The sequence below is a fragment of the Amycolatopsis umgeniensis genome, assembly GCF_014205155.1.
Classification (GTDB): domain Bacteria; phylum Actinomycetota; class Actinomycetes; order Mycobacteriales; family Pseudonocardiaceae; genus Amycolatopsis; species Amycolatopsis umgeniensis.
On sequence record NZ_JACHMX010000001.1, the window covers coordinates 1,244,208 to 1,271,147 of the forward strand.

27 protein-coding genes are annotated in these 26,940 nt (G+C 67.8%); 10 read left to right on the plus strand and 17 right to left on the minus strand.

Annotated features, from left to right (window positions below; genetic code table 11):
- Window positions 1-126 precede the first annotated feature (126 nt).
- The 8 genes from HDA45_RS05355 to HDA45_RS05390 form a co-directional block, all read right to left on the minus strand.
- Entirely contained in the window at window positions 127-1,983 is a 1,857-nt protein-coding gene (locus tag HDA45_RS05355) for a DUF5107 domain-containing protein (RefSeq protein WP_184892408.1), read from the minus strand.
- The gene (locus HDA45_RS05360) at window positions 1,980-3,047 is read right to left on the minus strand and encodes an ABC transporter ATP-binding protein (protein ID WP_184892410.1); all 1,068 of its coding nucleotides are present in this window, start codon (window positions 3,045-3,047) and stop codon (window positions 1,980-1,982) included. Before HDA45_RS05360 ends, HDA45_RS05355 begins: the two co-directional genes overlap by 4 nt.
- 6 nt (window positions 3,048-3,053) lie before the next feature.
- A complete protein-coding gene (locus tag HDA45_RS05365) occupies window positions 3,054-3,983 on the minus strand; it encodes a carbohydrate ABC transporter permease (RefSeq protein ID WP_184892412.1) in 930 nt (309 codons plus the stop codon).
- A gap of 10 nt (window positions 3,984-3,993) precedes the next feature.
- Window positions 3,994-4,935, minus strand: a complete 942-nt coding sequence (locus HDA45_RS05370) for a carbohydrate ABC transporter permease (protein WP_184892414.1) — start codon at window positions 4,933-4,935, stop codon at window positions 3,994-3,996.
- Window positions 4,935-6,326, minus strand: coding sequence for an ABC transporter substrate-binding protein (locus HDA45_RS05375; RefSeq protein WP_184892416.1), 1,392 nt, complete (start codon window positions 6,324-6,326; stop codon window positions 4,935-4,937). The genes HDA45_RS05370 and HDA45_RS05375 overlap by 1 nt, the downstream gene beginning before the upstream one ends.
- 81 nt (window positions 6,327-6,407) lie before the next feature.
- A complete protein-coding gene (locus HDA45_RS05380; protein WP_184892418.1) occupies window positions 6,408-7,289 on the minus strand; it encodes a class II fructose-bisphosphate aldolase in 882 nt (293 codons plus the stop codon).
- A gap of 8 nt (window positions 7,290-7,297) precedes the next feature.
- A complete protein-coding gene (locus tag HDA45_RS05385) occupies window positions 7,298-8,188 on the minus strand; it encodes a hexose kinase (protein ID WP_184892420.1) in 891 nt (296 codons plus the stop codon).
- A 7-nt stretch (window positions 8,189-8,195) separates the two neighbouring features.
- Window positions 8,196-9,077, minus strand: a complete 882-nt coding sequence (locus tag HDA45_RS05390) for an SIS domain-containing protein (RefSeq protein WP_184892422.1) — start codon at window positions 9,075-9,077, stop codon at window positions 8,196-8,198.
- Between the two features lie 142 nt (window positions 9,078-9,219).
- Here HDA45_RS05390 and HDA45_RS05395 point away from each other — a divergent pair, with 142 nt between their 5' ends.
- The 5 genes from HDA45_RS05395 (at window position 9,220) to HDA45_RS05410 (ending at window position 11,844) form a co-directional block, all read left to right on the plus strand.
- On the plus strand, window positions 9,220-9,852 hold the full coding sequence (locus HDA45_RS05395; protein WP_246480611.1) for a TroA family protein: 633 nt from the start codon (window positions 9,220-9,222) through the stop codon (window positions 9,850-9,852).
- 27 nt (window positions 9,853-9,879) lie between these two features.
- Window positions 9,880-10,068, plus strand: a complete 189-nt coding sequence (locus HDA45_RS42285) for a substrate-binding domain-containing protein (protein WP_246480612.1) — start codon at window positions 9,880-9,882, stop codon at window positions 10,066-10,068.
- Window positions 10,069-10,147: 79 nt separating this feature from the next.
- A complete protein-coding gene (locus HDA45_RS05400) occupies window positions 10,148-10,621 on the plus strand; it encodes a carboxymuconolactone decarboxylase family protein (protein WP_184892424.1) in 474 nt (157 codons plus the stop codon).
- 103 nt (window positions 10,622-10,724) lie between these two features.
- Window positions 10,725-11,174, plus strand: a complete 450-nt coding sequence (locus tag HDA45_RS05405; protein ID WP_184892426.1) for a MoaF C-terminal domain-containing protein — start codon at window positions 10,725-10,727, stop codon at window positions 11,172-11,174.
- Window positions 11,175-11,217: 43 nt separating this feature from the next.
- Window positions 11,218-11,844 (plus strand): ATP-binding protein, encoded by a 627-nt coding sequence (locus HDA45_RS05410; RefSeq protein ID WP_246480613.1) that lies wholly within the window; start codon window positions 11,218-11,220, stop codon window positions 11,842-11,844.
- A gap of 31 nt (window positions 11,845-11,875) precedes the next feature.
- Here HDA45_RS05410 and HDA45_RS05415 read toward each other — a convergent pair whose 3' ends face one another.
- Window positions 11,876-13,132: a DUF222 domain-containing protein gene (locus HDA45_RS05415; protein ID WP_184892428.1), complete on the minus strand. Its 1,257-nt coding sequence runs from the start codon at window positions 13,130-13,132 to the stop codon at window positions 11,876-11,878.
- A 354-nt stretch (window positions 13,133-13,486) separates the two neighbouring features.
- On the opposite strand from HDA45_RS05415, the gene HDA45_RS05420 reads away from it, so the two are divergent.
- Window positions 13,487-14,932 (plus strand): APC family permease, encoded by a 1,446-nt coding sequence (locus HDA45_RS05420; protein ID WP_184892430.1) that lies wholly within the window; start codon window positions 13,487-13,489, stop codon window positions 14,930-14,932.
- On the opposite strand, the gene HDA45_RS05425 is transcribed toward HDA45_RS05420, so the two are convergent.
- Complete coding sequence (locus HDA45_RS05425) at window positions 14,912-15,661, minus strand: GntR family transcriptional regulator (RefSeq protein ID WP_184892432.1); 750 nt, start codon at window positions 15,659-15,661, stop codon at window positions 14,912-14,914. The two genes, HDA45_RS05420 and HDA45_RS05425, sit on opposite strands and share 21 nt — an antisense overlap.
- Window positions 15,662-15,771: 110 nt before the next feature.
- Between HDA45_RS05425 and HDA45_RS05430 the strand changes: the two genes are divergently transcribed.
- Both HDA45_RS05430 and HDA45_RS05435 read left to right on the plus strand, forming a co-directional pair.
- Complete coding sequence (locus HDA45_RS05430; RefSeq protein WP_184892434.1) at window positions 15,772-16,641, plus strand: Cgl0159 family (beta/alpha)8-fold protein; 870 nt, start codon at window positions 15,772-15,774, stop codon at window positions 16,639-16,641.
- A gap of 20 nt (window positions 16,642-16,661) precedes the next feature.
- Window positions 16,662-18,146, plus strand: a complete 1,485-nt coding sequence (locus HDA45_RS05435) for a CoA-acylating methylmalonate-semialdehyde dehydrogenase (RefSeq protein ID WP_184892436.1) — start codon at window positions 16,662-16,664, stop codon at window positions 18,144-18,146.
- A 76-nt stretch (window positions 18,147-18,222) separates the two neighbouring features.
- Here HDA45_RS05435 and HDA45_RS05440 read toward each other — a convergent pair whose 3' ends face one another.
- Window positions 18,223-19,608 (minus strand): amino acid permease, encoded by a 1,386-nt coding sequence (locus HDA45_RS05440; RefSeq protein ID WP_184892438.1) that lies wholly within the window; start codon window positions 19,606-19,608, stop codon window positions 18,223-18,225.
- Window positions 19,609-19,778: 170 nt separating this feature from the next.
- On the opposite strand from HDA45_RS05440, the gene HDA45_RS05445 reads away from it, so the two are divergent.
- A complete protein-coding gene (locus HDA45_RS05445; protein WP_184892440.1) occupies window positions 19,779-20,684 on the plus strand; it encodes a glutaminase in 906 nt (301 codons plus the stop codon).
- 3 nt (window positions 20,685-20,687) lie between these two features.
- On the opposite strand, the gene HDA45_RS05450 is transcribed toward HDA45_RS05445, so the two are convergent.
- Together HDA45_RS05450 and HDA45_RS05455 are read right to left on the minus strand one after the other, a co-directional pair.
- Window positions 20,688-21,104 carry a hypothetical protein gene (locus tag HDA45_RS05450; RefSeq protein ID WP_184892442.1) on the minus strand — a complete coding sequence of 139 codons (417 nt, stop codon included), beginning with the start codon at window positions 21,102-21,104 and terminating at the stop codon, window positions 20,688-20,690.
- 28 nt (window positions 21,105-21,132) lie between these two features.
- On the minus strand, window positions 21,133-21,993 hold the full coding sequence (locus HDA45_RS05455) for a LysR family transcriptional regulator (RefSeq protein ID WP_184892444.1): 861 nt from the start codon (window positions 21,991-21,993) through the stop codon (window positions 21,133-21,135).
- Between the two features lie 82 nt (window positions 21,994-22,075).
- Between HDA45_RS05455 and HDA45_RS05460 the strand changes: the two genes are divergently transcribed.
- Window positions 22,076-23,017: an MBL fold metallo-hydrolase gene (locus HDA45_RS05460; protein WP_184892446.1), complete on the plus strand. Its 942-nt coding sequence runs from the start codon at window positions 22,076-22,078 to the stop codon at window positions 23,015-23,017.
- On the opposite strand, the gene HDA45_RS05465 is transcribed toward HDA45_RS05460, so the two are convergent.
- The 4 genes from HDA45_RS05465 to HDA45_RS05480 all read right to left on the minus strand — a co-directional run bounded on the left by HDA45_RS05465 (window position 22,964) and on the right by HDA45_RS05480 (window position 26,783).
- Entirely contained in the window at window positions 22,964-23,140 is a 177-nt protein-coding gene (locus tag HDA45_RS05465; RefSeq protein WP_184892448.1) for a hypothetical protein, read from the minus strand. The genes HDA45_RS05460 and HDA45_RS05465 overlap by 54 nt on opposite strands.
- Before the next feature lie 127 nt (window positions 23,141-23,267).
- Window positions 23,268-24,041, minus strand: a complete 774-nt coding sequence (locus tag HDA45_RS05470) for a hypothetical protein (RefSeq protein WP_343071989.1) — start codon at window positions 24,039-24,041, stop codon at window positions 23,268-23,270.
- Window positions 24,028-25,554 (minus strand): vWA domain-containing protein, encoded by a 1,527-nt coding sequence (locus tag HDA45_RS05475; RefSeq protein ID WP_184892450.1) that lies wholly within the window; start codon window positions 25,552-25,554, stop codon window positions 24,028-24,030. The genes HDA45_RS05470 and HDA45_RS05475 overlap by 14 nt, the downstream gene beginning before the upstream one ends.
- Complete coding sequence (locus tag HDA45_RS05480) at window positions 25,551-26,783, minus strand: hypothetical protein (protein WP_184892452.1); 1,233 nt, start codon at window positions 26,781-26,783, stop codon at window positions 25,551-25,553. Before HDA45_RS05480 ends, HDA45_RS05475 begins: the two co-directional genes overlap by 4 nt.
- Between the last annotated feature and the right edge of the window lie 157 nt (window positions 26,784-26,940).

Sequence of the window (26,940 nt, forward strand, 5' to 3'; positions counted from 1 at the left end):
CCGCGCCACTCCTAGCTCGCTGCGGCCTATCGCGCATGACGTTGCGCTGTTGGCCACTGTTTCGAGCAGTATGCTGCATCGCGGTTGTCCGCCGCGAGCGGCACGCCGGTCGAGTGGCCCGGCCGCTCACTTCATCCGGAAGTCATGGTGTTCCGGCAGCGGTTCGTCGGAAACCGCCGCCCAGGTGTCCGATAGAGACGTTTCCCCTTCCCTGAGGTTCGCGACCTCGAAACCCGTGTCGTACACGGCCTTGGCCGCGGCGAGGTCACCTCGCGCGAGGTGGATGCGGGCGGCCAGCAGGGCGATCCGCCCCTCCTGGGGCAGCCCGTCCAGCAGTTCGCTCGCTTCGTCCGGGAGTCCCGCGGCGAGGTGCGCCGCGATCGCCTCCACGACCAGAGGGCGCAGCGACGGCGCTAGGCCGACAGCCCGCCGGTACAGCCAAGCGGCCTCGTGCCCGGAGGTGGCCACCGCGAGATTCCGCAGTGCCCAAGGGTTCTCGTCCGCCGCGACGGACTCGCGCCAGGCCCGGACCGCGTCCGACTGCCGTCCGGCCGCCCAGTGCGCGACGCCGCGGTGATACCAGCTCAGCCAATTCTTCGGGGCGTACTCCATGAGATCCGCCCAGTACCGGTTCACCAGCGTCGACGGCGGCACGGCGAGCGGATCCCCGTCCGGCGGCGTCCCGTCCAGCAACGCGAGCCACGGTTCCTGATCCGGACCGAGGGAATCGTCGGGGAACGGCGTGCCGGGCAGGCACATCGGCGCCCGCCGGTTTTCCAGCGCTCCCCAGCCGGAGCCGGTGGCCAAGAACGTTTCCGGGGTGGCGTCGGCGATCTTCCGCCAAGCGTCGTGATACTCGTCCATGAGCTCCGCCGACGGCAGACCCGCGGCGACGGCCTCGCGAGCCGCCGTCCAGTCGTCCCCGTGCACCACCGCGGGCTCCGCGGTGACCGGACCATAGGCCTCCAGCCAGTCCCAGCTCTCCCCCGGCGGCAACCGCAGATGTTCCAGCTGGGTGCGGGCCAGACCGGCCTGGATCTCCAGATAGCCGCCCGCGCCGGGAGCCAGCCACTCCTGCCAGCGGCGCCCGCCCGCGGACTCGCCCCACAGGAACAGCTTCCGTCCACGCAGACGTTCGGTGGACAGCTGGGCCAGCCCCGTCCCGTCCTGCTCGACGGCCGCGACCCACGGCCTTCCGGCCACCTCGAAGAAGTAGTCCGCCGCGGTTTCCGCGCGGGCCGGGTAGGTCAGCTCGCCGGGGACGTCGACCAGATCGAGCCGTCCCGAATAGCCGTAGTGCCAAGCTTGTGTCGCGGGAGCCAGCACGCGGGTGCCCTCGTTCTGAGGCACCGCGATGTTGGACCACCAGTACACCGGGACGTCGTAGGGATGCGGGTTCCGCACCCGCACCGCCACGAGCAGCTGGTCCGAACCGTCGGGCAGCCAGAAGTCGACCTGATACGGCAGGTCGCGGGTCCGTTCCCATTCCCACAGCCGCAGTACCGGCGTGCCGTCCGGTCCCTCGATCTCCGCGGCGAACATCGGCTCGCAGGTCAGCGTCGTATGGCCGGTGCTGCCGAGGTTCCACTCGACGCCACCGGCGAACCACGCGTCCCGCAGGGCGAGGTTCGCGGGCTGGAGCACCGGATTGCGGTAGAGCAGCTCGCGCCCGGACGGCTTGTGGACCAGGGAGAACAGCCGCCCGCCCAGCGACGGCAGCACGGTGGCGCGGAGCTTGTCGTTCTCCAGCACCATCGCCGGGAGCTCGCGTTCGACGCGCTCGCGGGTGTAGCCGTCCTGGAGCAGGCACGGCAAGGTGGTGTCCAGGCGGCCGTACCCGATGTTCTCCGCCAGATCCGGCGGCAGCTCGTCCACATTGGACACCTTGGCCACCGCCTCGGGTTTCCGGAGCGGCGGCAACGGGTTCTCCGGTCCCAGCTCGGCGGCCGGGAGCACCAGCCCGGTGCGGTACAGGCGGGTCATGCGTCCGGGAGCCGGTCACCGGTGGCGGCGTCGAACAGGTGCACCGAACCCGGCTGCGGGGCCAGCGAGATCGACTCGCCACGCTTCCACGGGGCCATGCCCGGCGTGCGGACCGTGAGCACGCGGTCGCCGTCACGGCAGTAAAGGTACTGATCGCTGCCCAGTTCCTCGACGACCTCGACGATGGCCTCGAAACCGCCGTCCCCGATCGTCCAGCCCTCGGGCCGGACACCGACGACGATGCCGGGACCGGTCAGCGCCGACCGCTGCGCCGGGGTCAGCGGCAGCCGCGTGCCACCCGCCACGGCACCATCGGCGTCCACAGTGGTCTCCAGCAGGTTCATCGCGGGTGAGCCGATGAACCCGGCGACGAACACGTTGACCGGTCGCGCGAACAGCCCGACCGGCGTGTCGCACTGCTGGAGGATCCCGTCCTTCAGCACGGCGACCCGATCGCCCATGGTCATCGCCTCGACCTGGTCGTGCGTGACGTAGAGCGTCGTGATGCCCAGCCGCCGCTGCAAAGACGCGATCTGGGTCCGCGTCTGCACCCGGAGTTTGGCGTCCAGATTGGACAGTGGTTCGTCCATCAGGAAGACGCTGGGCTCGCGCACGATCGCCCGGCCCATCGCGACGCGCTGCCGCTGCCCGCCGGACAGCTTCGCGGGTTTGCGGTCCAGGTACTCGGTCAGGTCGAGCACGGCGGCGGCCTCGCTCACCTTGCGTTCGCGTTCGGCCTTCGGCATCTTGGCCAGCTTCAGGTGGAAGCCGATGTTCTCCCCCACCGTCATATGCGGGTAGAGCGCGTAGTTCTGGAACACCATCGCGATGTCCCGGTCCTTCGGCGGCAGTTCGGTGACGTCGCGGTCGCCGATGTGGATGGAGCCGTCGTCGACGCCTTCCAATCCGGCGAGCATCCGCAGCGTGGTCGACTTCCCGCAGCCGGACGGGCCGACCAGCACCAGGAACTCGCCGTCGGCGACCTCGAGGTCGAGGCCGTCGACGGCGGGGCGTTCCACCCCGGCGTAGAAGCGGGTGGTGTCGGAGAAGGTCACGGTGGCCATCAGGTCCTACTTTCCGGCGCCGAGGGTCAGGCCGGTGATGATCCGGCGGGCGAGTACGAGGTAGAGCACGAGCATCGGGAGCACGACGATCGCCACCCCGGCGATGAGGCCGCCGTACTCCGACTGGTAGCTCGCGGCCCCGTAGAAGGTGAAGAGCGCGCGGGAGAGCGTGAAATGCGCCTGGTCCTTGAGGAACACGATCGCCAGCAGCGTCTCGTTCCACAGGCCGATGGCGTTCAGCGTCAGCGCGGTGATCATGCCGCCGCGTGTCAGCGGCAGCATGACCGAGAAGAAGGTGCGCATCGGCGAGGCGCCGTCGAGCGCGGCCGCCTCCTCCAGTTCGTCCGGCAGCGATCGGAAGAAACCGGTCATCAGGAACACCGTGAACGGGATGGACAGCGCCACGTACAGCACGAACAGGCCGTACTCGTTGTCCAGGTGGATTTTGCTGAGCACCACGAACAGCGGGATGATCACGGTCTGGAACGGCACGCCCATGCCGATCGCGACGACGTTGGTCATCGGTCCGGCGCCGCGGACACCGAGCCTGGTCAGGGCATACGCGCAGGGCGCCGAGACGGCGACCGTCACGACCGTCGCGAGCCCGACGAGGACCACGGTGGTCAGCACGGCGTCGCCGAAGCCCGCGTTGTTCCAGGCGTAGATGAAGTTCCGGAACGGTTTCCCGTTCTTGAACCACTGGTACGGCAGGTCGAACGGCTTGGTGAAGATCTCCACCGGCGTTTTGAACGACGCCGTGAGCAGCCAGTACAGCACCAGGACGTTGCCGGCGGTGAACAGCCAGACGATCGTGGAACCCAGGACACGCAACGGGCTGAACCGTTTGGAGCCGGGCGCCGGGCGCGGTTTGCGCGGCGGCTTGCGCACCGGTTTCGCCGCTCGCCGCGCGGGCGCCTCGACGTCGGTGACGGACATTTCGTCTCCCTCAGAACTGGATCGCGTCACGGCGCATCAAACGACGGAGCAGGACGACGAGCACGGACACCAGCGCGATCATCGCCACCGCGCAGGCACAGGCGGCACCGAAGTCCGGGGTGCCGTTCGAGCCGAAGGTCCGGTCGAACACGTAGATCCCCAGCGTCCAGGCCTGGTTGGGCGGGGCGTAGGTCCCAGGCCCCGCCAGCACGAACACCAGCTCGAAGATCTTGAGCGCGTTGATCGTCCACAGCACCCCGGCGACGCCGACGACGTCCCACGTCATCGGCAGCGTGATGTTGCGGAACTTCTGCCACGGCGACGCGCCGCCCAGTTCGGCGTCCTCGTAGAGGTAGGGCGGGATGCGGTCGACCGCGGCCATCAGGATGGTGATGTAGAAGCCCGAACTCGCCCAGATCAGCGACGCCGTCACCACACCGGTCACATTGGACGGTGCGAGGAACTTCGCCGCGTCCGCGCCGAGGCTCTCCATCACGTAGTTCGCCAGCCCCTGTTTCCCCGGCTGGTACTTGAACACGAAGCCGAGGAACATGCCGAGCGCCACCGGCGCCACGATGTTCGGGAAGAACAGGATGGCGCGGACGGTCTTCCCGCCCTTCATGTCCCGCAGCACCATGGTGAACAGGAAGGCCAGCGCGAACGTGCCGATCCCGCCGAGGAACACGTAGATCAGCGTGTTGCCGAAGGCGTACTGGAACGAGTCGCTCGACACCATCTGCCTGTAGTTGGTGACGCCGTTGGGTTTCGGCGTGTCCCCCGCCCCGGCCCAGCTGGTGAAGCTCAGCACCACGGTCGCGATCGTCGGCAGCACCAGGAAGGCCAGGTACAGCGCCAGCGCCGGCGCCGCGAACGGCCAGAACAGCCGTTTCTTGCGTTGCAAGTGGGCCCCGGCCTTCAAGGGCCGCGCCGACTTGGTCGTGACCGTGGCCATCAGCCCTGGTTCCTCCAGAATTCGGCGCCCTTGGTGGCGAGCTGGTCCACGAACTGTTCCGGAGTGATCTGCCCCTTCAGCAGGGCGATGTCGGCCGGGTCGAAGACGTCGGTCTGCCATTTGCCACCGGCGATGCCGTCGATCCCGTCGTACTGCAGGACGTGTTCCTTCTTCGGGTCGTCCAGCGCGGCCTTGACCTGCTTGAGGTCGTCCGGCACGGCGAGGTCGGCACGCGGCACGAGGTTGTCGGCCACCGCCGGGATCCCGGAAAGCAGGTCCTTGTTGAGGAAGTAGGCGATGAACGCCTTCGCGCCCTCGGCGTGCTTGGCCTTCTTGGTCACCGAGAAGCCGATCGACATCTGCTCGACGGTGTCGTGCGTGGCGCCGTCGGGCATCGGGAACTGGAACGAGCCGTAATTGATCTTCGTTCCGGCGCCCTGCTTGTCCAGGTACTCGCGGGTCTCGCTCGGCGCCCAGCTGCCGACGTAGAGGAAGCGGGAGTCGCCGTCCGCCCAGCGCTGCTGCACCTGCGGGAACTTCGCCGCGTCCCAGCCGTCGATGAAGTGCTTCGGCAGCTTCGCGGTTTCGGTGGCGGCCTTGAGGAAACCGGGCTCGGTCTTCCACGCCTGACCGGTCTTGTCGGTCGCCGCCTTGTAGATCCCGCCGGCGCCGACGTAGCGCTCGGCGAGCTGGGTGTAGAAGTACATGTTGTAGAACGGGATGTCGCCGTCGAGGCTGATGGCCGACTTGCCGTCGGCCTTCGCCTTGTCGAACAGGCCGATCAGTTCGTCCATCGTCTTCGGCTGCTGGATGTCGCCCGCGGTGTCCTTGTTGAACCACCAGGCGCTCGACTGGATCGTGTACGGGACCATGAAGTTGTGTCCCTCGCGGTCCTTGTTCTGCGGGAAGTCGTATGAGCTGGGCGAAAGCACGTCCTTGACGGTCTTGTCGCCCTCACCGACCTTCATCGCGAAGACGTCGTCGACGCTCTGCGTGCCGCCAGGCGTCATGATCGCGGCGCCGACCTTGCTGACGTCCTGGTCGAACAGATCCGGGACGGCGTCGGTGTTCAGCGCGGGCACCAGGTTCTGGGTGTAGGCCTTGCGGCCCAGCCACTGCACGTCGACCTTGACGCCGGTCTTCTCCTGGAAGCATTTGAAAGCCTTTTGCAGGACCTTGCCCTGCGGCTCGTCGGCCGTCCACATGGACCAGTACGTGAATTCCTTGTCCGTCGCGGGTTTCACCCCCGCTTCCGGACAGGGCGCGTTGAGGAACTGATCGACGCCCGGAAGCGCGTTCTCGCCGGTGCCACCGGCCGTGTCCCCGCCGCCGCATCCCGCGAGCAGGAGCGCCGCCCCTGCCGTCAATGCCGTGAGCTTGCCTACCCGCATCCGCCACCACCTGGATCGAAGATCACACAAGTTCTGCTTGTTCTTGCGCAGTTTTGTGAGGTTTCACGCACATGTCAACACTCAATCGCGCAAACTCTGCTCAATCGTCACCTTGACCGGTTCAACATGATCAAGCTTGAGCACTCCCAGCAGCCGCCGCACCTCGACGGCGACAGCGGCACGGCCTGCACCGAGGTACTTCCGCGGGTCGACACGCTCGGGATGCGCGCGCCAATCGTCCGCGACGGCCGCCGTGAACACCTTGTTGAGCTGAGTGGCGATATTGATCTTCGTCATCCCGGCTCGCACCGCTTCGGCCAGCCCGTCGTCGGGCACCCCCGACGAGCCGTGCAGCACCAGCGGCACCGGCACCCGTTCCTTCAGCCGCGCGATCAGCTCGAAGTCCAATGCGGCGTCACGGGTGAGCATGGCGTGCGAACTACCCACCGCCACCGCCAGCGCGTCGACGCCGGTCGACGCGACGAACTCCGCCGCCTCGTCCGGATCCGTGCGCGCGCCGGGCGCGTGGACGCCGTCCTTGCCCCCGACCTCGCCGAGTTCGGCCTCGACCCAGACTCCGTGGTCGTGGCAGTACGCGGCGACCTCACGGGTCGCGCGCACGTTGTCGGCGTAGTCCAGTTTGGACGCGTCGAACATGACGGAACCGAAGCCGAGCGCGACGGCCTCGCGGACGAGATCCACCGATTCGGCGTGGTCGAGATGCACCGCGACCGGCGCGACGGCTCCCCTGGCCGCGGCGAGCGCCGCCGTGCCGACCGGTGCCAGCGAGCCGTGGTACTTCACGGCGTTCTGGCTCAACTGCACGATCACCGAGGCTTCCGCCTCGGCCGCGCCGTCGATGATCGCGGTGATGTGTTCGAGCTGGATCGCGTTGAACGCGCCGCAGCCGTGCCGGGCCGCCGCGGCGGCACCGACGATCTCCCCGGTTCCCACCAGAGGCATGACTTCTCCTAATCCGGGTGGGCGCGCACGGCGACCAGTCCCTGTTCGGCTCGGTAGTGCGCGAGGTCGACGTCCCCGGCGAGCGGGCCGAGCACGGCCGCGCCGGACAACGCGACGGCCCGGCACAGGATGTCCGGCCACGATTCGGCGCGGCTCAAGCCCAGTGCGAGCGCCGCGACGACGGCGTCACCCGCGCCGGTGGTGTTCCCCCGCAGCACAGTGGACGGTGCCGCGTGCCAGGTGCCGGAGCCGGTCACCGCCAACAGCCCTTCGGAGCCCAGCGAGACGACGACGGCGCCCGCCCCGGCTTCGCGGAGTTCGGCCGCGGCCGCCACCGGATCGCTCAGGCCGGTGACCTCGCGCAGTTCGTCGGCGTTCGGCTTGACCACGGACGGGCGCCCGGCCAAGCCATCGAGCAGGGCTTGACCGGAAGTGTCCAAAATGGACTTCGAGGTGCCGATGAGGTCCGCGTAGCTCCCGGCTCCCGGCGGCAGGCTGCCCGAGCAGACGAGCACGTCCGCCCGTCTTGCCCGGACGGCCGACGCAAGCGCTTGCCATTCGTTTTCCGTGAGTCTCGGCCCCGGCTCGTTGAGCAGCGTGACCGATCCGTCGTCGGCCAAGACCGTGGTGGTACGCCGGGTTTCCCCGCCGATCGGGACGACCTCCGCGGCGACCCCCACCGCCGTGAGGTCCTCCACGACGGCGGACCCCGTCGCACCACCGGCGGTCAAGACCGCGCGGACGTCGGCGCCGAGCGCGTGCAGCACCCGGGCGACGTTGACGCCCTTGCCACCCGCCCGGCACCGCACGTCCTTCGCCCGGTGCACGTCGCCGGGCCGCAGACCATCCACTGTGTACGTGACGTCCAGCGCGGTGTTCGGCGTGACGGTGACGATCACGGCGACCTCAGGTCAGGACGACGGAACGGGTGAGACTGCGGGGGTTGTCCGGGTCGAGCCCCTTGCGCGCGGCGATGGCGCCGGCCACCCGCTGCGCGCGGACCAGGTCGGCGAGCGGGTCCAGGCCACTCTCGACGAACAGGCCGCCCGCGCGGGCGACGTCGTCGGCGAGGCCGTCCGGCGCCTGCCCGAACATCCAGGTCACGCGGCCGGGCTCGCTGATGCTGATCGGCCCGTGCCGGTAGTCCCACGCCGGATACGACTCCGTCCACAGCAGGCACGCCTCGCGGAACTTGAGCGCCGCCTCGTTCGCGATGCCCACCGACCAGCCGGTGCCGAGGAAGCTGAACTGCTCCGCGGAGACCAGCTCCTCGGGCAACGGCTCGGCGAGCACGCGTTCGGCCTGATCGGCGGCCGTGTTCAGGTCCTCGCCGAGGTGCGCCCGCAGCATCGCCAGCGCCGTGGTGGCGAAGCGGGTCTGCACGACCGAACGTTCGTCCACGACGGACAGGTCGACGATGGTGTCCGCGGCGCCCTCGATCTCGCGGGGCACGCCGGTGATCGCGATGGTCGGCGTCTTCCCCCGCAGCTTCGCCAGCAGCGCGTGGACCTCGGTCGTCGTACCCGACCGGGTCAGCGCCACGACGTGGTCGTAGCCACGGCCCACCGGGAACTCCGACGCGGCGAACGCGTCGGTCTCGCCGAGCCCGGCGGACTCGCGAAGGACGGCGTACGCCTGGCCGATGAACCACGACGTACCGCAGCCGACGATCGCGACCCGGGCGCCGGGCGGCGGCAGCAGATCACTGTTCGCCGAGGCCAGCGTCGCCGCGTCCCGCCAGCAGCCGGGCTGGCTCGCGATCTCCGCCGCCATGAAGGTCCCGCTCATGAACTCCCCATCCGTGCCAGTTGTGCGCAATAGCTGTCACGTTAGGTGCAGTTTTGTGCAACGTCAATGCTCTGTGAGCGCACTTTCACGCAATAGTTCCGCTCAGATTTGCAGGAAGAGGTCGGTCGCCTACCGTGGACGGATGCGGATCGTCTCGCTGCTCCCCGCCGCGACGGACTTCGTCGCGACCCTCGGGCTCCTGCCGTCACTGGCCGGCCGGACTCATGAATGCGACTGGCCACCCGGAGAACTCGACGACGTCCCGGTGGTCACCAGCAGCGCGATCGACCACGACGTGCTGTCGAGCCGGGAGATCTCGGCGGCCGTCGGCGGCGAGCATCGCGGTTCGGGCCTGTACTCACTCGACGCCGACCTGCTCGCGTCCGCCGAACCCGACGTCGTCCTGACCCAGGACCTCTGCGACGTTTGCGCGGTCTCCTACCGGCAGGTCTCCGAGACCGTGCGCGCCATGGAGGGCGAAACCCGGGTCGTCAGCCTCGAACCGCGAACACTGCCGGGCGTCTTCAGCTGCTTGACCACCCTCGGCGACGTGCTGGGCGTCCCCGAACGGGCAGCCGCCGAGACTCGCCGTCTCCAGGAGCGGCTCGAAGCCGTCCGTGCCCGGGTCTCGGGACGGCCTCGCCCGCGGGTGGCGGCCATCGAATGGCTCGACCCGCTCTGGCCGGCCGGGCACTGGGTCCCGGAGCAGATCGAAGCCGCAGGCGGCATCCCCCTGCTGGCCACCGCGGGCGAACACACGCGGCCGATCTCGTGAGACGCCGTCCTCGAGGCTCGACCAGACGTGCTGCTGCTCATCCCCTGCGGCTTCCCACCGGAACGGACCGAGGCGGAACTCCCCCTCCTGACCGGCCTGCCCGGCTGGGACGACATCCCGGCCGTGCACATCCTGGACGGCCCGGCCTATTTCAACCGGCCGGGCCCCCGCGTCGTCGACGGCGCGGAGATCCTCGCCGACGTTCTCCACCAGTGACCGGCGTCACTTTCAAAAGCTGTCACAACCTCTCCGGCCCAACCGTCATGTGTGCAGAAACCGACGGAGAGGAAAGATCATGGAACCGCGCTTCAACTTGTTCGAGAACGAGGTCGCCGTCAAGTTCGTCAAGCGTCTCGGCGCCGCGAGCCGCCCGATCGAGGAGTCCTCGCTGCCGCACGCGACCCAGGAACTGGTGAAGCTGCGCGCCAGCCAGATCAACGGCTGCGGCTTCTGCACCGACATGCACAGCAAGGACGCCGCGCACGCCGGTGAGACCTCGGTGCGGCTCAACCTGGTCGCCGCCTGGCGGGAAGCGAACGTGTTCACCGAGGCGGAGCGCGCGGCGCTGGCGCTCACCGAGGAGGGCACCCGCATCGCCGACGCGCACCACGGTGTCAGCGAGGACACCTGGGCCGACGTGCGCAAGCACTACGACGACGAGCAGATCGGCGCCCTGATCTCCCTGGTGGCCACGATCAACGCGTACAACCGGCTCAACGTCATCGCGGGAACCCCGGCGGGCGACTACCAGCCCGGCATGTTCGGCTGAGCCCCGCGTTCGCCGACAACAGGACTGCCTTGCCGGACAACGGTTCCGGCAAGTTCCGGTGCTAAACCTTCGGAAACCAGCGATCCCTCCGGAGGTTCAGCCCGTGGAACTCGATGTCCGCTTCTTCCCCGTGACCGGCACCCATACGCTCAGCAACGACCTCGTCGGACTGCGCGCGAACTTCCACTACGGCTCGGGGAACGTGCTGGAGCAGCACTACGCGGACAGGACGACGATGATCTGGACCGGCGTGTCCGGCGATTTCACCGGCGTCCGCCAGAAGGAAAAGACCTTGCGCGTGTTCGCCGTCGGTCCCGCACAGTACTTCGTGACCTGGTACGAAACCGGGACCGTCGCGACGGCCGCGCACGGCGAGGTCTTCGACGGCGGCTATCCCATCGCGGTGATGGCCGACTTCGAACGCCTTGTCGCGACAGCGGCCTACACGAATCCTCGCGAGGACGGCGGCCAGTATTTCCTGGTCGACCAGGCGACCATCGAGATCCTGGATCGGCCGCACGGATGGCCTTCCTTTCCTGAGCCGCGGTCGTGAGAGGCCGCCACGCCCACTTCCTTCTGGCTGCGATGATTCCTGGATGGGTGCATCAGAAGTTCCACGGCGGAACACAACGCACGATTGGGCGGCAGCCGGGGATGCCGGTCACCTGGCACGCATTCGGCGGAACCCGACGGAATTCGCGCCTGGCGGTGTCGTACATCTGATCCTCGAGGTCCTTGCCTACGCGGCCGAGGAAGCCGAGAGCAACGCGGGCGGACGTTCCACCCTCACCCTGCACCCCGACGGCTCAGTGACCGTGGCGGACAACGGGCGAGGCACCAACACTCGTGTCGATGACCAGGGGCAGGCCGTGAAGAAGCCGATCATGGCGACGAAGGACCTGCGGTTCTTCGTCTTCCCCGACGCCCAGCTGCTTCCCGACGGCCATCCGCGCCGGGGAATGTCCGTGGTCGCGGCGCTGAGCGAATGGCTCGTGCATACCAACCGGCGTCACAACGGCTCCTGGACCCAACGCTACGAACACGGAACCCCGGTCACCGACCTGACCCCCGTCACCGATGACGGCACGACCGGGACAACCGTCCATTTCCGCCCGCAGCAGGACCTGCGCACGACGGATCGACTGTCCGCAGGCGCGCTCGAGCGATGGACAGAGTCATGGCCGCAGCTGTCCACCGAGACGCTCGACCGGCGAATCGGCTGACCTCGCGCTATTGCGATTCTCCAGCATCGGCCTATGTCCTGAGGTGCATGGTGTTGCGCCTCGGTTGGCCGGTGGGGTCGAGGTAGGCGGGTGCGGTGAATTCCGGTAGGCCATCCTGAGCGATCCGGACTTTCCACTCACTGTGGTGAATCAGGCGGTGGTGTTTGGTGCACAGCAGCACGAGGTTGTCGATTCTCGTTTCGCCGTGGTGTTCCCAGAAAACAATATGGTGAGCGGTACAGCGTGGTACCGGCATATCGCAGCCCGGGAACGCGCAACCACCGTCGCGAATGGTGAGCGCGTACTTCTGCGCCAGTGAGACGGTGCGTTTCGACCTGCCGATATCCAAGGGCTCGCCCGCGGTACCGAGCACCCCGGGCCGGACGCGGGCATCACAGGCGAGGATGCGGGCGTCGGTGGCGCTGATCGGACCGACCAGATCCAGATGGGCCTCGCCGATGTCCCGAATGAGGTCCTCGTAGGACATCGTCACCAGAATGTGGGTGGCTTCCCCGGCCTGGCCGGGAAGGTTCCGACTCGTGGTCTTCAACCGCACATAGTCGGTGAAGGCATCCCCGTAGCGCTCGTCCTGAGTGCGGGAGTCCCGGACCCCGTCGATGGCCTTGTGCGGTTTCGCCATCGGATCCAGGTCGGACTTCAAGCGTGCGTAGGTTTCGAGGTCGAGAGTGCCCTTGAGACCGAGGGTGCCGTTGCGGTGTTTGACGAACCGCAACTCCGGCCGGGCGTCTTTCGGGCTCTCGTCCCGGGGCTCTTTCCCGTCAGGGTCCAACTCATCCAGCAACCGCCGCCCGGCTTGGGCGATCGCGCGGGGCCCGGCGTGGCGGGCGAGATCCACCAGGATCTTCTCCCCACCCCGCACGTCTTCTTCCGGGACAAAGGACGGGATCCGCGCCAAAGCCCCGATGATCGCATCGATCTGCGAACCACCGATCGCGCCCTCCGCAGCAGCGTCGGCGGTCAGCGGCGCCAGAGGCGGGGCAGGATCGCCGCCGATAGACGGGCCGGGATACAAGGCCAGGACCCGGTCGGCGCGAGCATCGGCTTCCTTCGCGGTGACATGGAAGTCCTCGAAAATCATCGCCGCCAACGTCGAATGACCCGAACACCCCCGAACCCCACGAGTATTGATTTCCGCCAGGATCGCGTTCTGCTCCGCATCCAACTGACACTTGAGGACTTCGAGTTCCTGTTTACGGGCATGCAGCGTCGCCGTGTCGACACGCCACCACTCAGCGGGTGTCGTCTGGGGTCTGTCGTCGCTGGCCACGGCATTAACAACACTCCGAGTCGAACACCTGTGCTATCACATATTCATGTGACACCCACGCGTGCGAGACAGCGAAGCGAATATGAAAACGTGTCAGGAAAGCTCTGGTCGCCTAACGTGGCGAAGGACGCTTTCGCCCCGCATTTGTCGAGTTAGTCGCGAGTGGCGTTTCGACTGAGGGCCAAGCGTGTTAGGCACCCACGGGCGGGCAACTCGCGTGACTGGGTGGGCCGACCTGACGGACAGGGCAGCACCGCACCAGGCACTGCCGAACAAGGACCGAGCGCGCAAAGGCAAAGCCCGTGCACCCGGTCGCTCCCATACTGGCCGTCCAGCGAACAAGAGGAGCAGCGCATGAGCCGAGACGAGACGTCGCTCGCCAAGAACGTCCTGGGCGTGCCAGGCATCGTCTTCCTCGTGCTCGCCGCGGTCGCGCCGCTGACCGGGATGGTCGTGATCGCGGCCATCGGCATCGCGGTCGGGAACGGTGGCGGGATGGTCGCGGCCTTCCTGCTGGCCACGGTGGTCCTGTTGCTGTTCGCGGTCGGCTACGCGCAGATGTCGAAGGTCCTCACCAGCGCGGGCGGCTTCTATGCCTTCGTGGTCAAGGGTTTGGGCCGGACCCCGGGTCTCGTCGCCGGTTTCGTCGCGATGCTCGGTTACAACTGTTTCGTCGCGGGCGCGATCGGCACGAGCGGGTTCTTCACCTCCACGGCGATCGACGACGTCTTCGGGCTCAAACTCGATTGGATCTTCTGGAGCGCGCTTTCGGTCGTGCTGGTCCTTCTGCTCAGCCGCCGGGGGATCGCGGTCAGCGCGAAGGTGCTGGGAGTCTCGCTGATCCTCGAAGTGTCGATCCTGCTGATCATGGACTTCAGCGTGCTGTTCCGGCACGGTTTCTCGTTCGCCGCGTTCAGCCCGTCCGTCATGTTCCAAGGCGCGAGCGGCCTGGCGTTGTTGTTCGCCGCCAACGCTTTCATCGGCTTCGAGGCGACGGCGCTGTTCGGCGAGGAGGCCAAGGAGCCCAAGCGGACGATTCCGCGCGCGACGTACATCGCCATCGGTTTCATCGGGGTGTTCGCCGCTTTCACGACCTGGGCCGTGGTCAGTGCGATCGGCGCCGAGCAAGCGCAGGACGTGGCCGCCGCCCATCTGTCGAGCGGGGATCTCGTGCTCTCGGTCGCGCAGGAGTATCTCGGCGGACCGCTGACCAAGGTGATGTTGCTGCTGCTGGTGGTCAGCCTGTTCGCGGCGCTGCTGGCGTTGCACAATTCGGCCACCCGCTATCTGTACGCGCTGGGCCGGGTCGGCGTGCTGCCGAGGCTGCTGGGCAAGACCAATCCTCGCAACGGCGCCCCGCGCTACGCCTCGATCGTCCAACTGGTCTTCGGTTCGGTGGTGGCGGTGGCGTTCCGCCTCGCCGGGCTCGATCCGGTCGCCGACCTCACCGCGAGCATGACCGGCTTCGGCACCCTCGGCATCCTCACCTTGCAGTTGTTCGCGGCGGTGGCGATCCTGGTCCACTTCCGCCGCACGCGTGACCGCAGGATCGTGAAGACGCTGGTCGCTCCCGGGCTGGGCGCGGTGGGGCTCGGGCTCATCGTGACGCTGGCGATCCTCAACTTCCCGACGCTCGCCGGTTCCAGCAACGGTGTCGTCCCGCACCTGCCGTGGCTGCTGCTGATCGTCGCGCTGGCCGGGCTCGCGCTCGCCGTCTGGCTGCGCCGGTTCCGCCCCTCGGTGTACGCGGCGCTGGAGTCCGACCTGGAACGCGAGCCGTCAGACGTTGTTGGTCAGTGAGAGGTTGAACGAGTAGCGCGAGGCGCGGTAGACGTGCCAGCCGTATTCGACGACCCGGCCGGCGTCGTCGTAGGTGGTGCGCCGCATGGTGAGCAGCGCCGCGCCCGGCTGCTCGTGCAGCAGTTCGGCGTCCTCGTCGGTCGCCTGCCGCGCGCCGACGTTCTGCTGGGCGGCGTGCAACCGGACACCCGCGGAACGCAGTAGCTGGTAGAGCCCCTTGTCCCGCAGTTCGTCGTCGGCCGGGTCGATGATGCCGTCCGGCAGGTAATTGTTCATGATCGCCAGCGGTTCGCCGCCGGTCGAGCGCACCCGCTTCAGCCGTCGGACGTGGGTCAGGCCCGGCGTCTCGAGCCGCTCGGCCACCTCGTCGCCGGCGGGTTCGATCTGGTTGACCAGGACGACGGATTCCGGCTTGTCCCCGAGTTCGCTCAGGTCGTCGAAAAGGCTGCTCAAGCGCAGCGGGCGGGCGACCTTGGTGCGGACGACCTGGGTGCCGACACCGCGTTTGCGGACGAGCAGCCCCTTGTTCACCAGGGACTGGATCGCCTGGCGGATGGTCGGCCGCGACAGATGCAGTCGCGCGGCCAGATCCAGCTCGTTGTCCAGCCTCGCGCCGTTCGGCAGCCTGCCGTCCTCGATGGCGGCGCCGATCTGCCGGGCGACCTGCGAGTACAACGGCTCCGGGCCGTTCGGATCCACCACGATCTCGCCGGGCGCCCAGGGCTTCATGCGCGGAGTTTACCGCGACGGGCACATATGACCTTATGTCCATATGTCTTGACAAAGTCTCCGGGCTCTTGCGATGGTCGAAGGACCAAGCGAGCCGGGAGGAACAAAGGGTGTCCGACACTGTACGCCGGGTAGTCGCCGCGCGAGTGCGCGATCCGGAGGCCATCGCGGCGGCCGCGGCCACCAGGGTCCGGGCGAAATCGCCCTTCAACGACAAGGGCCGCACGATGATCATCGCCGCGGACCATCCGGCGCGCGGTGCGAACGGCGTCGGCTCCGACCCGCTCGCGATGGCCGATCGCGGTGAACTGCTGGACCGTCTCGGCCTCGCGCTGGAACGGCCCGGTGTCACGGGAGTGCTGGCGACGCCGGACATCGTCGACGATCTGCTGCTCCTCGGCGCCCTCGAGGGCAAGACCGTCATCGGCTCGATGAACCGCACCGGCCTCGCGGGGTCGCGTTTCGAGATCGACGACCGTTTCGCCTGCTACGACGCGGAAGCGATCGAGCGGATGCGGTTCGACGGCGGCAAGACGCTCACCAGGATCTGCCTGACCGACCCGGCGACGCCGAGCGCCCTCGAGAACACCGCGAAGGCGATCAACGATCTGGCGGACCGGAAACTGATCGCGATGGTCGAGCCGTTCCTCTCCGACTGGGTCGACGGCCGCCTCCGCAACGACCTCTCCCCCGACGCCGTGATCCGCTCCATCACCATCGCCTCGGGCCTGGGCCGCTCGTCGGCCTACACCTGGCTGAAGCTCCCCGTGGTCGAGGACATGGAACGCGTGCTGGCCGCCTCGACGTTGCCCGCCGTCCTGCTGGGCGGCGAGGTCAAGGATCCCGACGCCGCGTTCGCCGCCTGGCAGCGGGCGCTCGCGCTGCCGACCGTACAAGGCCTCGTGGTCGGCCGCTCCCTGCTCTACCCGCACGACGGCGACGTCGCCAAGGCCGTCGACACCGCCGTCGGACTGTTGTGACCACCTGTGGAGGACAACGCGTGAAGACCATCGACCACTGGATCAACGGCACCGCGACCACCGCGGGCTCCACTCGCACCTCCCTCGTCTTCGACCCCGCCGCGGGACGCCCGCGGGCGGAGGTGCTCCTCGCGGAACCGTCCGATGTGGACACCGCGGTGGCCGCGGCGGGCAAGGCTTTCGAGTCTTGGGGCGACTCGTCGCTTTCGCAGCGGACCAAGGTGATGTTCGCCTTCCGCGAGCTGCTGGTGAAACACGAGGACGAGCTCGCCCGGATCATCTTTTCCGAACACGGCAAGGTGATCGACGACGCGCGCGGTGAGATCGTCCGCGGCCGCGAGATCGTCGAGTACGCCTGCGGGATCGCCGACGCGCTGAAGGGCGGCTTCTCCGATCAGGTCTCGCGAGACGTGGACGTGCACGACTTCCGGCAGCCGCTCGGGGTCGTCGCCGGGATCACGCCGTTCAACTTCCCGATCATGGTCCCGTTGTGGATGCACCCGATTGCCATCGCGACCGGCAACACGTTCGTGCTCAAGCCCAGCGAACGCGTTCCTTCCGCGTCCCGGCTGGTCGCCGAACTGTACGCCGAAGCGGGGCTTCCCGACGGCGTGTTCAATGTCGTCAACGGCGACAAGATCACGGTCGACGCGATCCTCGACCATCCCGGTATCGCGGCCGTGTCGTTCGTCGGCTCGACCCCGATCGCCAAGTACGTCCACGAACGCGCGACGGCCACCGGCAAACGTGTGCAAGCGCTGGGCGGGGCCAAGAACCACGCCGTCGTCCTGCCCGACGCCGATCTCGAATACGCCGCGAACCACCTCACGGCGGCCGCGTTCGGCTCCGCCGGGCAGCGCTGCATGGCGATTTCCATCGGCGTCGCCGTCGGTTCGGCGGGCGACGAACTGGTCGGGATCCTCGAACGCAAGGCGGCCGAGATCAAGGTCGGCCCCGGCGACGAGGACGGCAACGACATGGGACCTGTCGTCACCGAGGCCGCACGGCAGCGGGTGATCGACTCCGTCGCCCTCGGCGCGGAGCAGGGTGCGAAAGTGGTGGTCGACGGCCGGGAGCTGCGCGTCGACGGCCACGAGGACGGCTTCTTCGTCGGACCGTCCCTTTTGGACAACGTGACCGCGGAGATGTCCGCCTACCGCGACGAGATCTTCGGGCCGGTGCTCGGGATCGTCCGGGTGTCCACGGTGGACGAGGCGATCGCGCTGATCAACGCGAACCCCTACGGCAACGGCACCGCCATCTTCACCGGCAGCGGAGAAGCCGCGCGGCGGTTCCAGCGGGAGGTCAAGGTCGGGATGATCGGGGTGAACGTGCCGATCCCGGTGCCGATGTCGTATTACTCCTTCGGCGGCTGGAAGGACTCGCTCATCGGGGACAGCCCGATCCACGGTCCGGCCGGCGTCCGGTTCTACACGCGGGCGAAGGTCGTCACGACGCGGTGGCCGCACAGCGCGGCGGGATTCAACTTCCCCACGTCCAGTTGACTCCCCGCGTTCAGTCCTCTGGTTGCGGTAGTTGCACACGCAAGGACCGCAACCAGAGGACTAAACGCGTAAGGGGTCAGCTCACTCGCTGCTGCTTCTTGCCGACGACCCGCCAGCCGACGGCCAGCACCACCACCAGCACCGGGATCGAGTAGAACGCGATCTTCTCAGCGCCGTCGGAGAAGCCCATCAGGACCACGACAAGCGCGAGGAAGCCCAGCGTCGCCCAGCCGCTGTAGGGCGCCCACGGCATCCGGTAGGACGGCCGTTCCAGCTCCCCTCGCAGCGCCGCCTGGCGCATCCGCATCTGGCAGAAGATCAGCGTCGCCCAGGTCGTGATCACGCCGAGCGAGGCGATCGCGATCGCGATGTCGAAAGCGTCCTTCGGCACCAGGTAGTTGAGCACCACGCCCAGCACGTAGGCGGCGGAGGTGAACAGGATGCCGCCGTAGGGCACGTGACGGCTGCTCATCTTGCCGACGAACTTCGGCGCCTCGCCCTTGTCCGCCAGCGCCCGCAGGATGCGGCCGGTCGAGTAGAGGCCGGAGTTGCAGCTCGACAGCGCGGCGGTGAGCACGACGGCGTTCATGACGTCGCCGATACCCGGGATCCCGAGGCGGGTGAACACGGTGACGAAGGGGCTCTCGCCGCCGTTGTAGAACGGCCACGGCAGCAGCATCGCCAGCAGCAGCACGGAACCCACGTAGAAGACGCCGATCCGCCAGACCACCCCGTTGATCGCCTTCGGCAGCACCTTGCGGGCGTCCTTGGTCTCACCGGCGGCGATGCCGACGACCTCGATCGCCGAGTACGCGAAGATGACCGCCTGCAACGTCATCAGCGCGATGCCGATACCCGCGGGGAAGAATCCATTGTGGGCGGTCAGGTTGTGCACCCCGGCCGTGGTGCCGCCGATGTCCGCGCTGGTGAGGACCAGCCCGATGGCGGTCACCAGGAAGACCACGATGGCCAGCACCTTGACCACCGAGAACCAGAATTCCAGCTCGCCGAACAGTTTCACCGAAAGCAGGTTCACCAGGATCAGCACGCCGAGCGCGACGAGGGCGGTGATCCACTGCGGTACGTCGGGCAGCCATTTGTGCACGTAGATCGCGACCGCGGTGATCTCCGCGATACCGGTCATCGCCCAGTTCACCCAGTACATCCAGCCGGAGGCGAAACCCGCCCAAGGTCCGATGAACTTGCGGGCATAGGTGACGAAACTGCCGGAAGTCGGCTCGTGCAGCACGAGTTCGCCGAGCGCGCGCATCACGAAGTAAGCGGCGATGCCGCAGAGCGCGTACGACAGGACCAGCGACGGCCCGACCTGGTGGAGCTTGCCACCGGCACCGAGGAACAGCCCGACGCCGATCGCGCCGCCGATGGCGATCATCTGCACTTGGCGGTTGCCCAGTGCTTTTGAGTAGCTTTCACCTTTTTCGGTGAGCAGCGAGGAATCCATGGTTGCCAGACGCTAGAGCGTGTGCGGCAGGTCACCAACAGTGCTAAGGAAGACTTAAGGTGTGCGGGACGTCACTCTGGTGGTTTTACTGGTATTTCCCTTTTCGATTTGACAAATTCGCCCGCGAACCCCGATCTTCGCGCGCGAAGGCGGCCTCCTACGCTACGGCCGTGGACCTCGCAGCGCTGCTGGACCGGATCGCCGACGACGTCGCGCCGGAGATCGGCCGCGGTGCCGTCGCGGACTACATCCCCGCACTGGCCAGGGTCGACCCTCGCCACTTCGGCATGGCGGTGGCCGAAGTGGACGGTGGGTTGCACGGAGTCGGCGACTGGGAAACGCCGTTCTCCATCCAGAGCATGTCGAAGGTCTTCACGCTGGCGCTCGCGCTCTCCCACGGCGACGGCGTGTGGACGCGGGTGGGCCGCGAGCCGTCCGGCAACCCGTTCAACTCGCTGGTGCAGCTGGAGAACGAGGACGGAATCCCCCGCAACCCTTTCATCAACGCCGGCGCGCTCGTCGTGACCGACGAACTGGCGCACCACGGTGACGCGGCGGAGAAGCTGCTTCGCTTCCTCCGCGAGGAAAGCGGTCGCTCGGACATCGGAATCGACGACGAGGTCGCCGCTTCGGAGGCCGGGCACGCCGACCGCAACCGCGCGCTCGCGTACTTCATGGCGTCCTACCGGAACATGCGCCATCCGGTGCCCGCCGTCCTCGACCAGTACGTGCGCCAGTGCTCGATCGCGATGACGTGCTCGGATGTGGCGCGCTCGGCGGTGTTCCTCGCCCGCCACGGCGTCCGCAACGACGGCACCCGGCTGCTCGGGCTGAGCGCGGCCAAGCGGGTCAACGCGGTGATGCTGACCTGCGGAACCTACGACGCGGCAGGCGAATTCGCCTACCGCGTCGGCCTTCCTGGCAAGAGCGGCGTCGGTGGTGGCATCGTCGCGATCGTCCCCGGCCGGTGCGCTGTCTGCGTGTGGAGCCCCGGGCTGGACGCGCGCGGCAACTCCGTCGCGGGTGTCGCGGCGCTGGACCGGTTCACCACACTGACCGGCTGGTCGATCTTCTGAGCGTCAGGTGCTGGGGTCACCCATTTCGTGTCCCGGCCGTCCCTCGGTACGCCGTCGCCGCTTGATCCGCTCCTCGTGCAGGTGCCGCCGCCCGCCGACCAGGTCTCCGGCGACGTCCCGGGTCATCCCGCGGAAGGCCGCGTAGTACCCGTCGTCGTACTCCTCGATCATCTGGAAGGTCCACCGCTCCGGCAGCACGTTCAGCCCGATCAGCTCGGTCTGGATCCGCTCGGCCCACTCGGGATGCCCGGCCTTCCGGAGCGCCTCGGCGGCCTCGTCGAGGGCGAAGTCGGCGCTTCCCGTCAGGTGGTGGAAGGCGTACAGATGTCCCCGCGCCTGCTCGACCGTTTCGAGGGCGGCAACCAGCTTGCCGACGGCGTCGACGGTCTCGTCGTCGGGTTCCGAATGTGATTCCGGCATGCTCTCTGGTTCCCCGGACCAGGCGGTTTCACACCAGGCTTTCGACGGCGATCCCGGCGAACGAGCGGATCAGCGGGCTCTCCTGCCCGGTCACCCACGCGACGACGAGCGGGCTCGGCGGCATGTCGGCCAGCGGCACCCACGTGAGCCCGTCGGGCAGAGTGTGGCCGAGCGGCGCGATTCCGGCCGTGCCGTTCCACAGGACGGCCTGAAGGCATTCGCTGACCGTGCGCACCACCGGTCCGGCCGGCCGCTCGCCGACGGGCGCCGCCCCGTTCCAGTACGCGCGCCACAGCGGGTCCGTGCCCTCCGGCAGCTGGAACCAGGGCCGATCGGCGACGTCGGCCAGCCGCAGCGACTCCCGGCGGGCGAGCGGGTCGCCGGTACGCAGGACCAGGCCGACCGGGTCGGAGCGCAGGACACGGACGCTGATGCCGGTCTCGTCGAACGGCGAGCGGGTCAGCGCGACGTCGGCCAGCCCGGCGCGCAAACCGGTGGTGGGATCGGTGAAATCCGCCTCGCGGAACCGGATCGCGACCTCGGGATGACGCAGCCGGAACGCCGCGGCCAGCCGGGTACCCGCCTCGCCGGCCCCGTCGGCGAGGGTGCCGACGGTGAGCGTCGCGGGGCCCGCCGACGCCGCCACGCGAGCGCGGGCCCGTTCCGCCTGGTCCAGCAGGGTCCGGGCCTCCGCGTACAGGGTGGTCCCGGCGGGGGTGGGTTCGACACCGGCGGCCGAGCGGAGCAGCAGCACGACCCCAAGGTCGTTCTCCAACCGCTGGATGGCCCGGCTCAGCGGCGGCTGGGTCATGTGCAGCCTCGCGGCGGCCCGGCCGAAGTGCCTCTCTTCGGCGACGGCCACGAAGTAGCGCAGCAGGCGGAGTTCCATCACCGGCGATGATACCCAGCGGGTATCGGAGCGCCGGAATCGGTCTTGGACGGCGGGCGGGCGGCGGCGGGACAGTGTGATCATGCCCTTCGAACCGCTCACCCACGAGCCCTCCGTCGAACCCGGCCAGGCCGCCGAGATCGCCCGCGACCTCGTGGTGCTCCCGAATCTCGGGGTCGATCTGGTCCCCAACATCGGTGTCATCGGCGGCGAGCACTCGGTACTCGTCGTCGACACCGGGCTGGGTCCTCGCAACGCCGAAAAGGTGCTCGCTTTCGCGGCCGAATACGCCCGCGGCCGCAAGCTCTACCTGACCACGACGCATTTCCATCCCGAGCACGCTTTCGGCGCGCAGGTTTTCGCGGACGAGGCGACCTACCTCGTCAACAAGGCGCAGGCGGCGGATCTGGTCCACAAAGGACCGGGCTACCTCGAGATGTTCCGCGGGCTCGGCACGCCGATCGCGCGCGCCTTGGAGGGTGTCGAACCGGCCGCCCCGGACGTGGTCTACGAGGACGCATACGACCTCGATCTCGGCGGACGGGTCGTCTGGCTGGAGGCCACCGGACGCGCCCACAGCAAGGGCGATCAGGTGGTGACCGTGCCCGACGCGGGGGTGCTGTTCACCGGCGATCTGGTCGAGGCGGGCCAGTTCTCGATCTTCCCGTGGTTCCCGCCCTACGACACCGACGTCTCGGGACTACGGTGGATCGAAGTGCTGCGACGGCTGGCCGCCACCGGGCCGGACATCGTCGTCCCTGGCCACGGCGACGTCTCCGGACGCCGGATCTTGACCGACGTCCGCGAGTACCTCGAACTGCTGCGCGACGAGACCTGGAAGCGGCGGGACTCGGCTCTCCCCGAAGAGACCGTCGCCGCGGAGGTCGAAGCGCTGATGATCGAACGCCATCCCGAATGGGAAGGCCGTGACTGGATCACGAAGGGTGTCGGCTGCTTCTGCGCGGCACACTCAGGCCATGAGACAGCAAGCGCCGGTGAAGCAGCCGAAAGCCCCTCCGCTTGACGTGTTCTTCCAGTTGTCGAAGCGATCGATCACGACGTCGACTTCGGCCTGCCCGGCCGCTGTGACGTCGATGGCGGCGTCGGCGAAGAACGAGCGGACTTCGTCGGAAATGGTGGTCTTCATGGAAAATCTCCCTGTCGAACCTGCGGTGTTCGGTACCGGAATCGTGCAGGTTCGGACCCGACGGCCGACAGTGCGAAGCACCACGGACGGCGTGTGGCTTTCGTCTGCTCCATTCGGCCGTGGAGGGCTACTTGAAGATGGCGATGGGGTGAACGACGAGTTCGCCGGTTTCGGGATCCCAGTCTTCGACCTTGCCGAGGCACCGCGCCCGGAACGCGCCGGCGGGCACGGTGTCCCGCAGATCGCTGGACACACAGGTGAACCGGATCCGCCTGCTCTGTTCCGGATCGTCCGGATTTCCGTACGGTGCGAAGAAAACCGTCTCGGCGTCGGTCTGGGACCGTTTGCGGAACAGGCCCTTCACCGAGACGAACGCCTCGACACCGCGTAGCCGTGTCTTGAGCTGCCGGGTGTTTTCCGGACCGTCGGACCAGCCGAGTTCCTTGACCAGCGCGCGATTGTGGACCAGTTCCTGCTTCGCCAGATCGACGTAGATGATGTCGTGGTGCTTCTCGAGCACCTTCATCACGATGCCGATCACCGTGATCGGTTCGGCCTTGCGGATGTAGCGCCGGAACTCTTCGTCGGTGTCGGTCCGCTCCGATTCCCCCTTCAGCGGACCGAATCCGCCCGAACTCCCGAGCCGCCAGCCCCGGCTCCGCCGTTTCTCCACCTCCTGTTCCAGCGCCTCGTTGTAGCGATGCAACTGGTAGAGACCCATCACGGATTTCGTGTGCAGATAGAACCCGATCCCCCGGATCATCCCCTGGTCTCCGTCGGAGCGCGCGCGACGCCAATGCTTCACGAAGATCACGACGGCGGTGACGAAGGCCAGCACCGTCAGCACCCAGACGGCGAGCCACATTCCCCAGACGTCCCACCACAGATTATCGGCAGCCACGGATCTCCTTGAAGGCGTCGAGAAGGGAGGTCGAGTTCGCGTCGACCATGTGGCCACCGGTGGCCTCGGCCGCGCGGGCGAGCTCGGCGGGATTCGCCTCGCCGAACCGGACGGTGTACGTGTGCACGCCGGAGTCCCTCGGCGCGCGCAGGAATTCCTCGATGCCCGGGCCGGAGTTGCTCTCCCCGTCGGTCATCAGGACGATCGAGACGCTCTGGCCCGGTTCGGCCCGGCGGTGGGCTGCGGCCTTCGCGTAGGCCTCGCCGAGGGCCGACCAGACAGCGGTGTTGCCGTCGAAGTCGTCGGTGGCGATGAAGGCCCGCAGCGCGTCGAGATCCTGCGGGCCGTTGACGGTGAATTCCTTGTCTCCCAGAATCTTCCCGCCGAATCGGACGACCGTGAGCCGCTCACCGCGGTAAAAGCGGTCGAATCCGCCTTCCGGGCCACCGCTCAGCCCCGCGAAGGCCGCCCGGAGCGCGGCTATCCGCGGCCCTTTCATCGAGCCCGAGAAGTCCAGCGCGAAGATCACTCGGCCGGGTGCGCGGCCGGCGTAGTCTTCGAGCAGTTTGTCCACCACGGCCGAATCGTCGGGGAAGTACAGCGAGTTCCCGATGGAGGCGGGCAGCCTCGGATCGAGCCCCACTTCTCCGGTGATCGGACGGCGGAGGGTCCGGTCCATCAGTTTCTTCTGTGTCGCGGGGCTTCTGGCCCAGGAGACGACCTTGTCGTAGGCCTCCCGCTTCGCCGGGTCGAGCAGCAAAATCGGGTAGTCCGCCTGAACGATGCCGTCGCGCGGGTACACCAGCTCCAGCGGTGCCTCGAGCCTGCCGCTGCCGTTCAAGGTGAGCAAAGTGGACTCGTAGCCGATGATCGCGTCGACGTCCCGACGCTCGGCGAACTTGTCGGCCACCGCGGCGGCCGTATCCGCCGTGAGTGTGTGCCCGGTGCGAAAACCCTGCAGCTTGTCGCATTTGACGTCCTCGAGCCGCAACGCCGCCCCGGTGCCCGCGGCCGCCGTCGCCACCCCGACGAGCGAGGTGAGCCCGCTGGTCGACGTGGCCGGTTCCGCCATCGCGAACCGGAACCTGCCGCTCGCCGCCGCGTCCGCCATGTCCGCCCAAGACAGTTTCCCGTCCGGCTTTCCCTTGCGCAGCTCCGCCGCCTTCGCCGGGGTGATCCCGACGACGACCGGCGACACCATGGTCTTGGTGGCGAGCGGCCGTTCGCCCTTGTCCGCCGCCCGCCGGAACTCGAGCTGGAAGAACCGGTCGGTGGAAAGCCAGGCGAGATCGTGCCTTGCCCTGCCGGGGATGAGGGCGGTGCTCATGGAGACGGTTCCCTGGAAATCCATTTCCAGTTCGATTCCCGTTTCCTTTCGGAGGTCCTCGAGGAGCGGCCCGAGATCCGCCAACTCGGGACTGGCCAGCACGCGCAGTTTCACCGGCTCCCCGCCGCTCGTGCAGGCGGAGAGAACGAGAAGCAGGCAGAGCAGGACAACCAGGAATCGCTTCATGGGCAGTCCCCGACGGTTTTGATCATCTCTTCCAGCACCAGGTTGTCCGGCAGCGGCGTGGTGCTGTCGTTGTCCGCGATCTCCGGGGTCGGCAGGCCCTGTTCGCGCAGGAATTCGTACAGCCGCGTGCTTTTCGTGCTGCCCGCGGGGGTCGCGACGCCGAACCCGAGCTCCATCGCGCGGCGCTGCAGCTCGGGATCGAAGGTGATCAGGTCACCCAGTCTTTCCGCCTCCGGTTTGAGGGCCAGGAACTGGGGTTTCGTCAGGATGTTGTCCTTCGGGTACAGCAGGACACGGTCTTGATCCGGCTGCCCGCTCTGCGCTTTGGCCCGCAGCTGCATGGCGAGGTACTGGTGCTCGTAGATGACGACGATCGGCTTGTCGCCCTCGGCCAGATTGGCGTAGGACTCGGACAGGTCGGCCGACGGGAAGCCTTGCGCGGCCACGAGCGGCTTGACCCGGTTGGCCAGTGTCCGCGCGCCGGAGAGGTTCGGCGGCCCGGACGGCGATCCGGCCGGTTGCGGGTCGACGACCGGGACATGGCGGCCGTTCTGGAGGAACGCCAGCAAGATCAGGTATGTCGCGCCGGAGTTGGAGTCGCAGATGTTCGACGTCTGGGCCAGCACCTGGTTGCCGTTCGCCGCGCCGAAGGCCCCGACACCCAGCGAGTCCCAGGTCTGCTTCTGCTCCATCGCCTGGATGAACTTCTCGGTGTCGAGCGTGTAGTACAGCGCGTTCTGTCCGGCCGGCTTCGCGATCTCCTTGCGTGCCAGCGTTTCCGCGTAGCGGCGATAGGTGGCGAGGACGATCGGGCTGGTGAACGGCTGCCGCGCGGTGCCCGTCCACTCGTTCGCCCTGGACCGCCGGATGAGACTCGCGGCAGGCTCGCCGGACATGAACACGAAGTCGTACTGGCTGAGGTCGTGCGTGGCGGCGTCCCGGGAGCCCGCCCTGGTCACGTGGACCCGGATGTGATGGCGCATCAGGATTTCCTGGACCTTCGCGTCCTCGAAGAGATCCGATTTGGAGCCCATCTTGCCGCGCAGGACGAGCGTCTGCTGGAAGGGCACCACGATCGTCCCGGCCAGGAGCAGCGCGACCAGGCCGCTCACGGCGACGGCCAGCGAGGGCCCGAAAGAGCGAAGAAAACGGCGGCGCAGGAAGAACGCCGAGGGTTTCGGTCTGATGGTGAGCTGGGGTTCTTCACGAAGCGAGCTATCGGTGGTCACCGATTTCCTCCCCGAATGTCCGGCAACTCCCATTTTACCGGGACGCACCGACAGAAAAGCACGTCTCGATTCGGCTTCCGGAGCGCTTCAGGACCCACCCTCACCAGGCCGGGAGGCCGGACGGTTAGGCTCTTCGGTGGCGAAAACAGCCATGCAC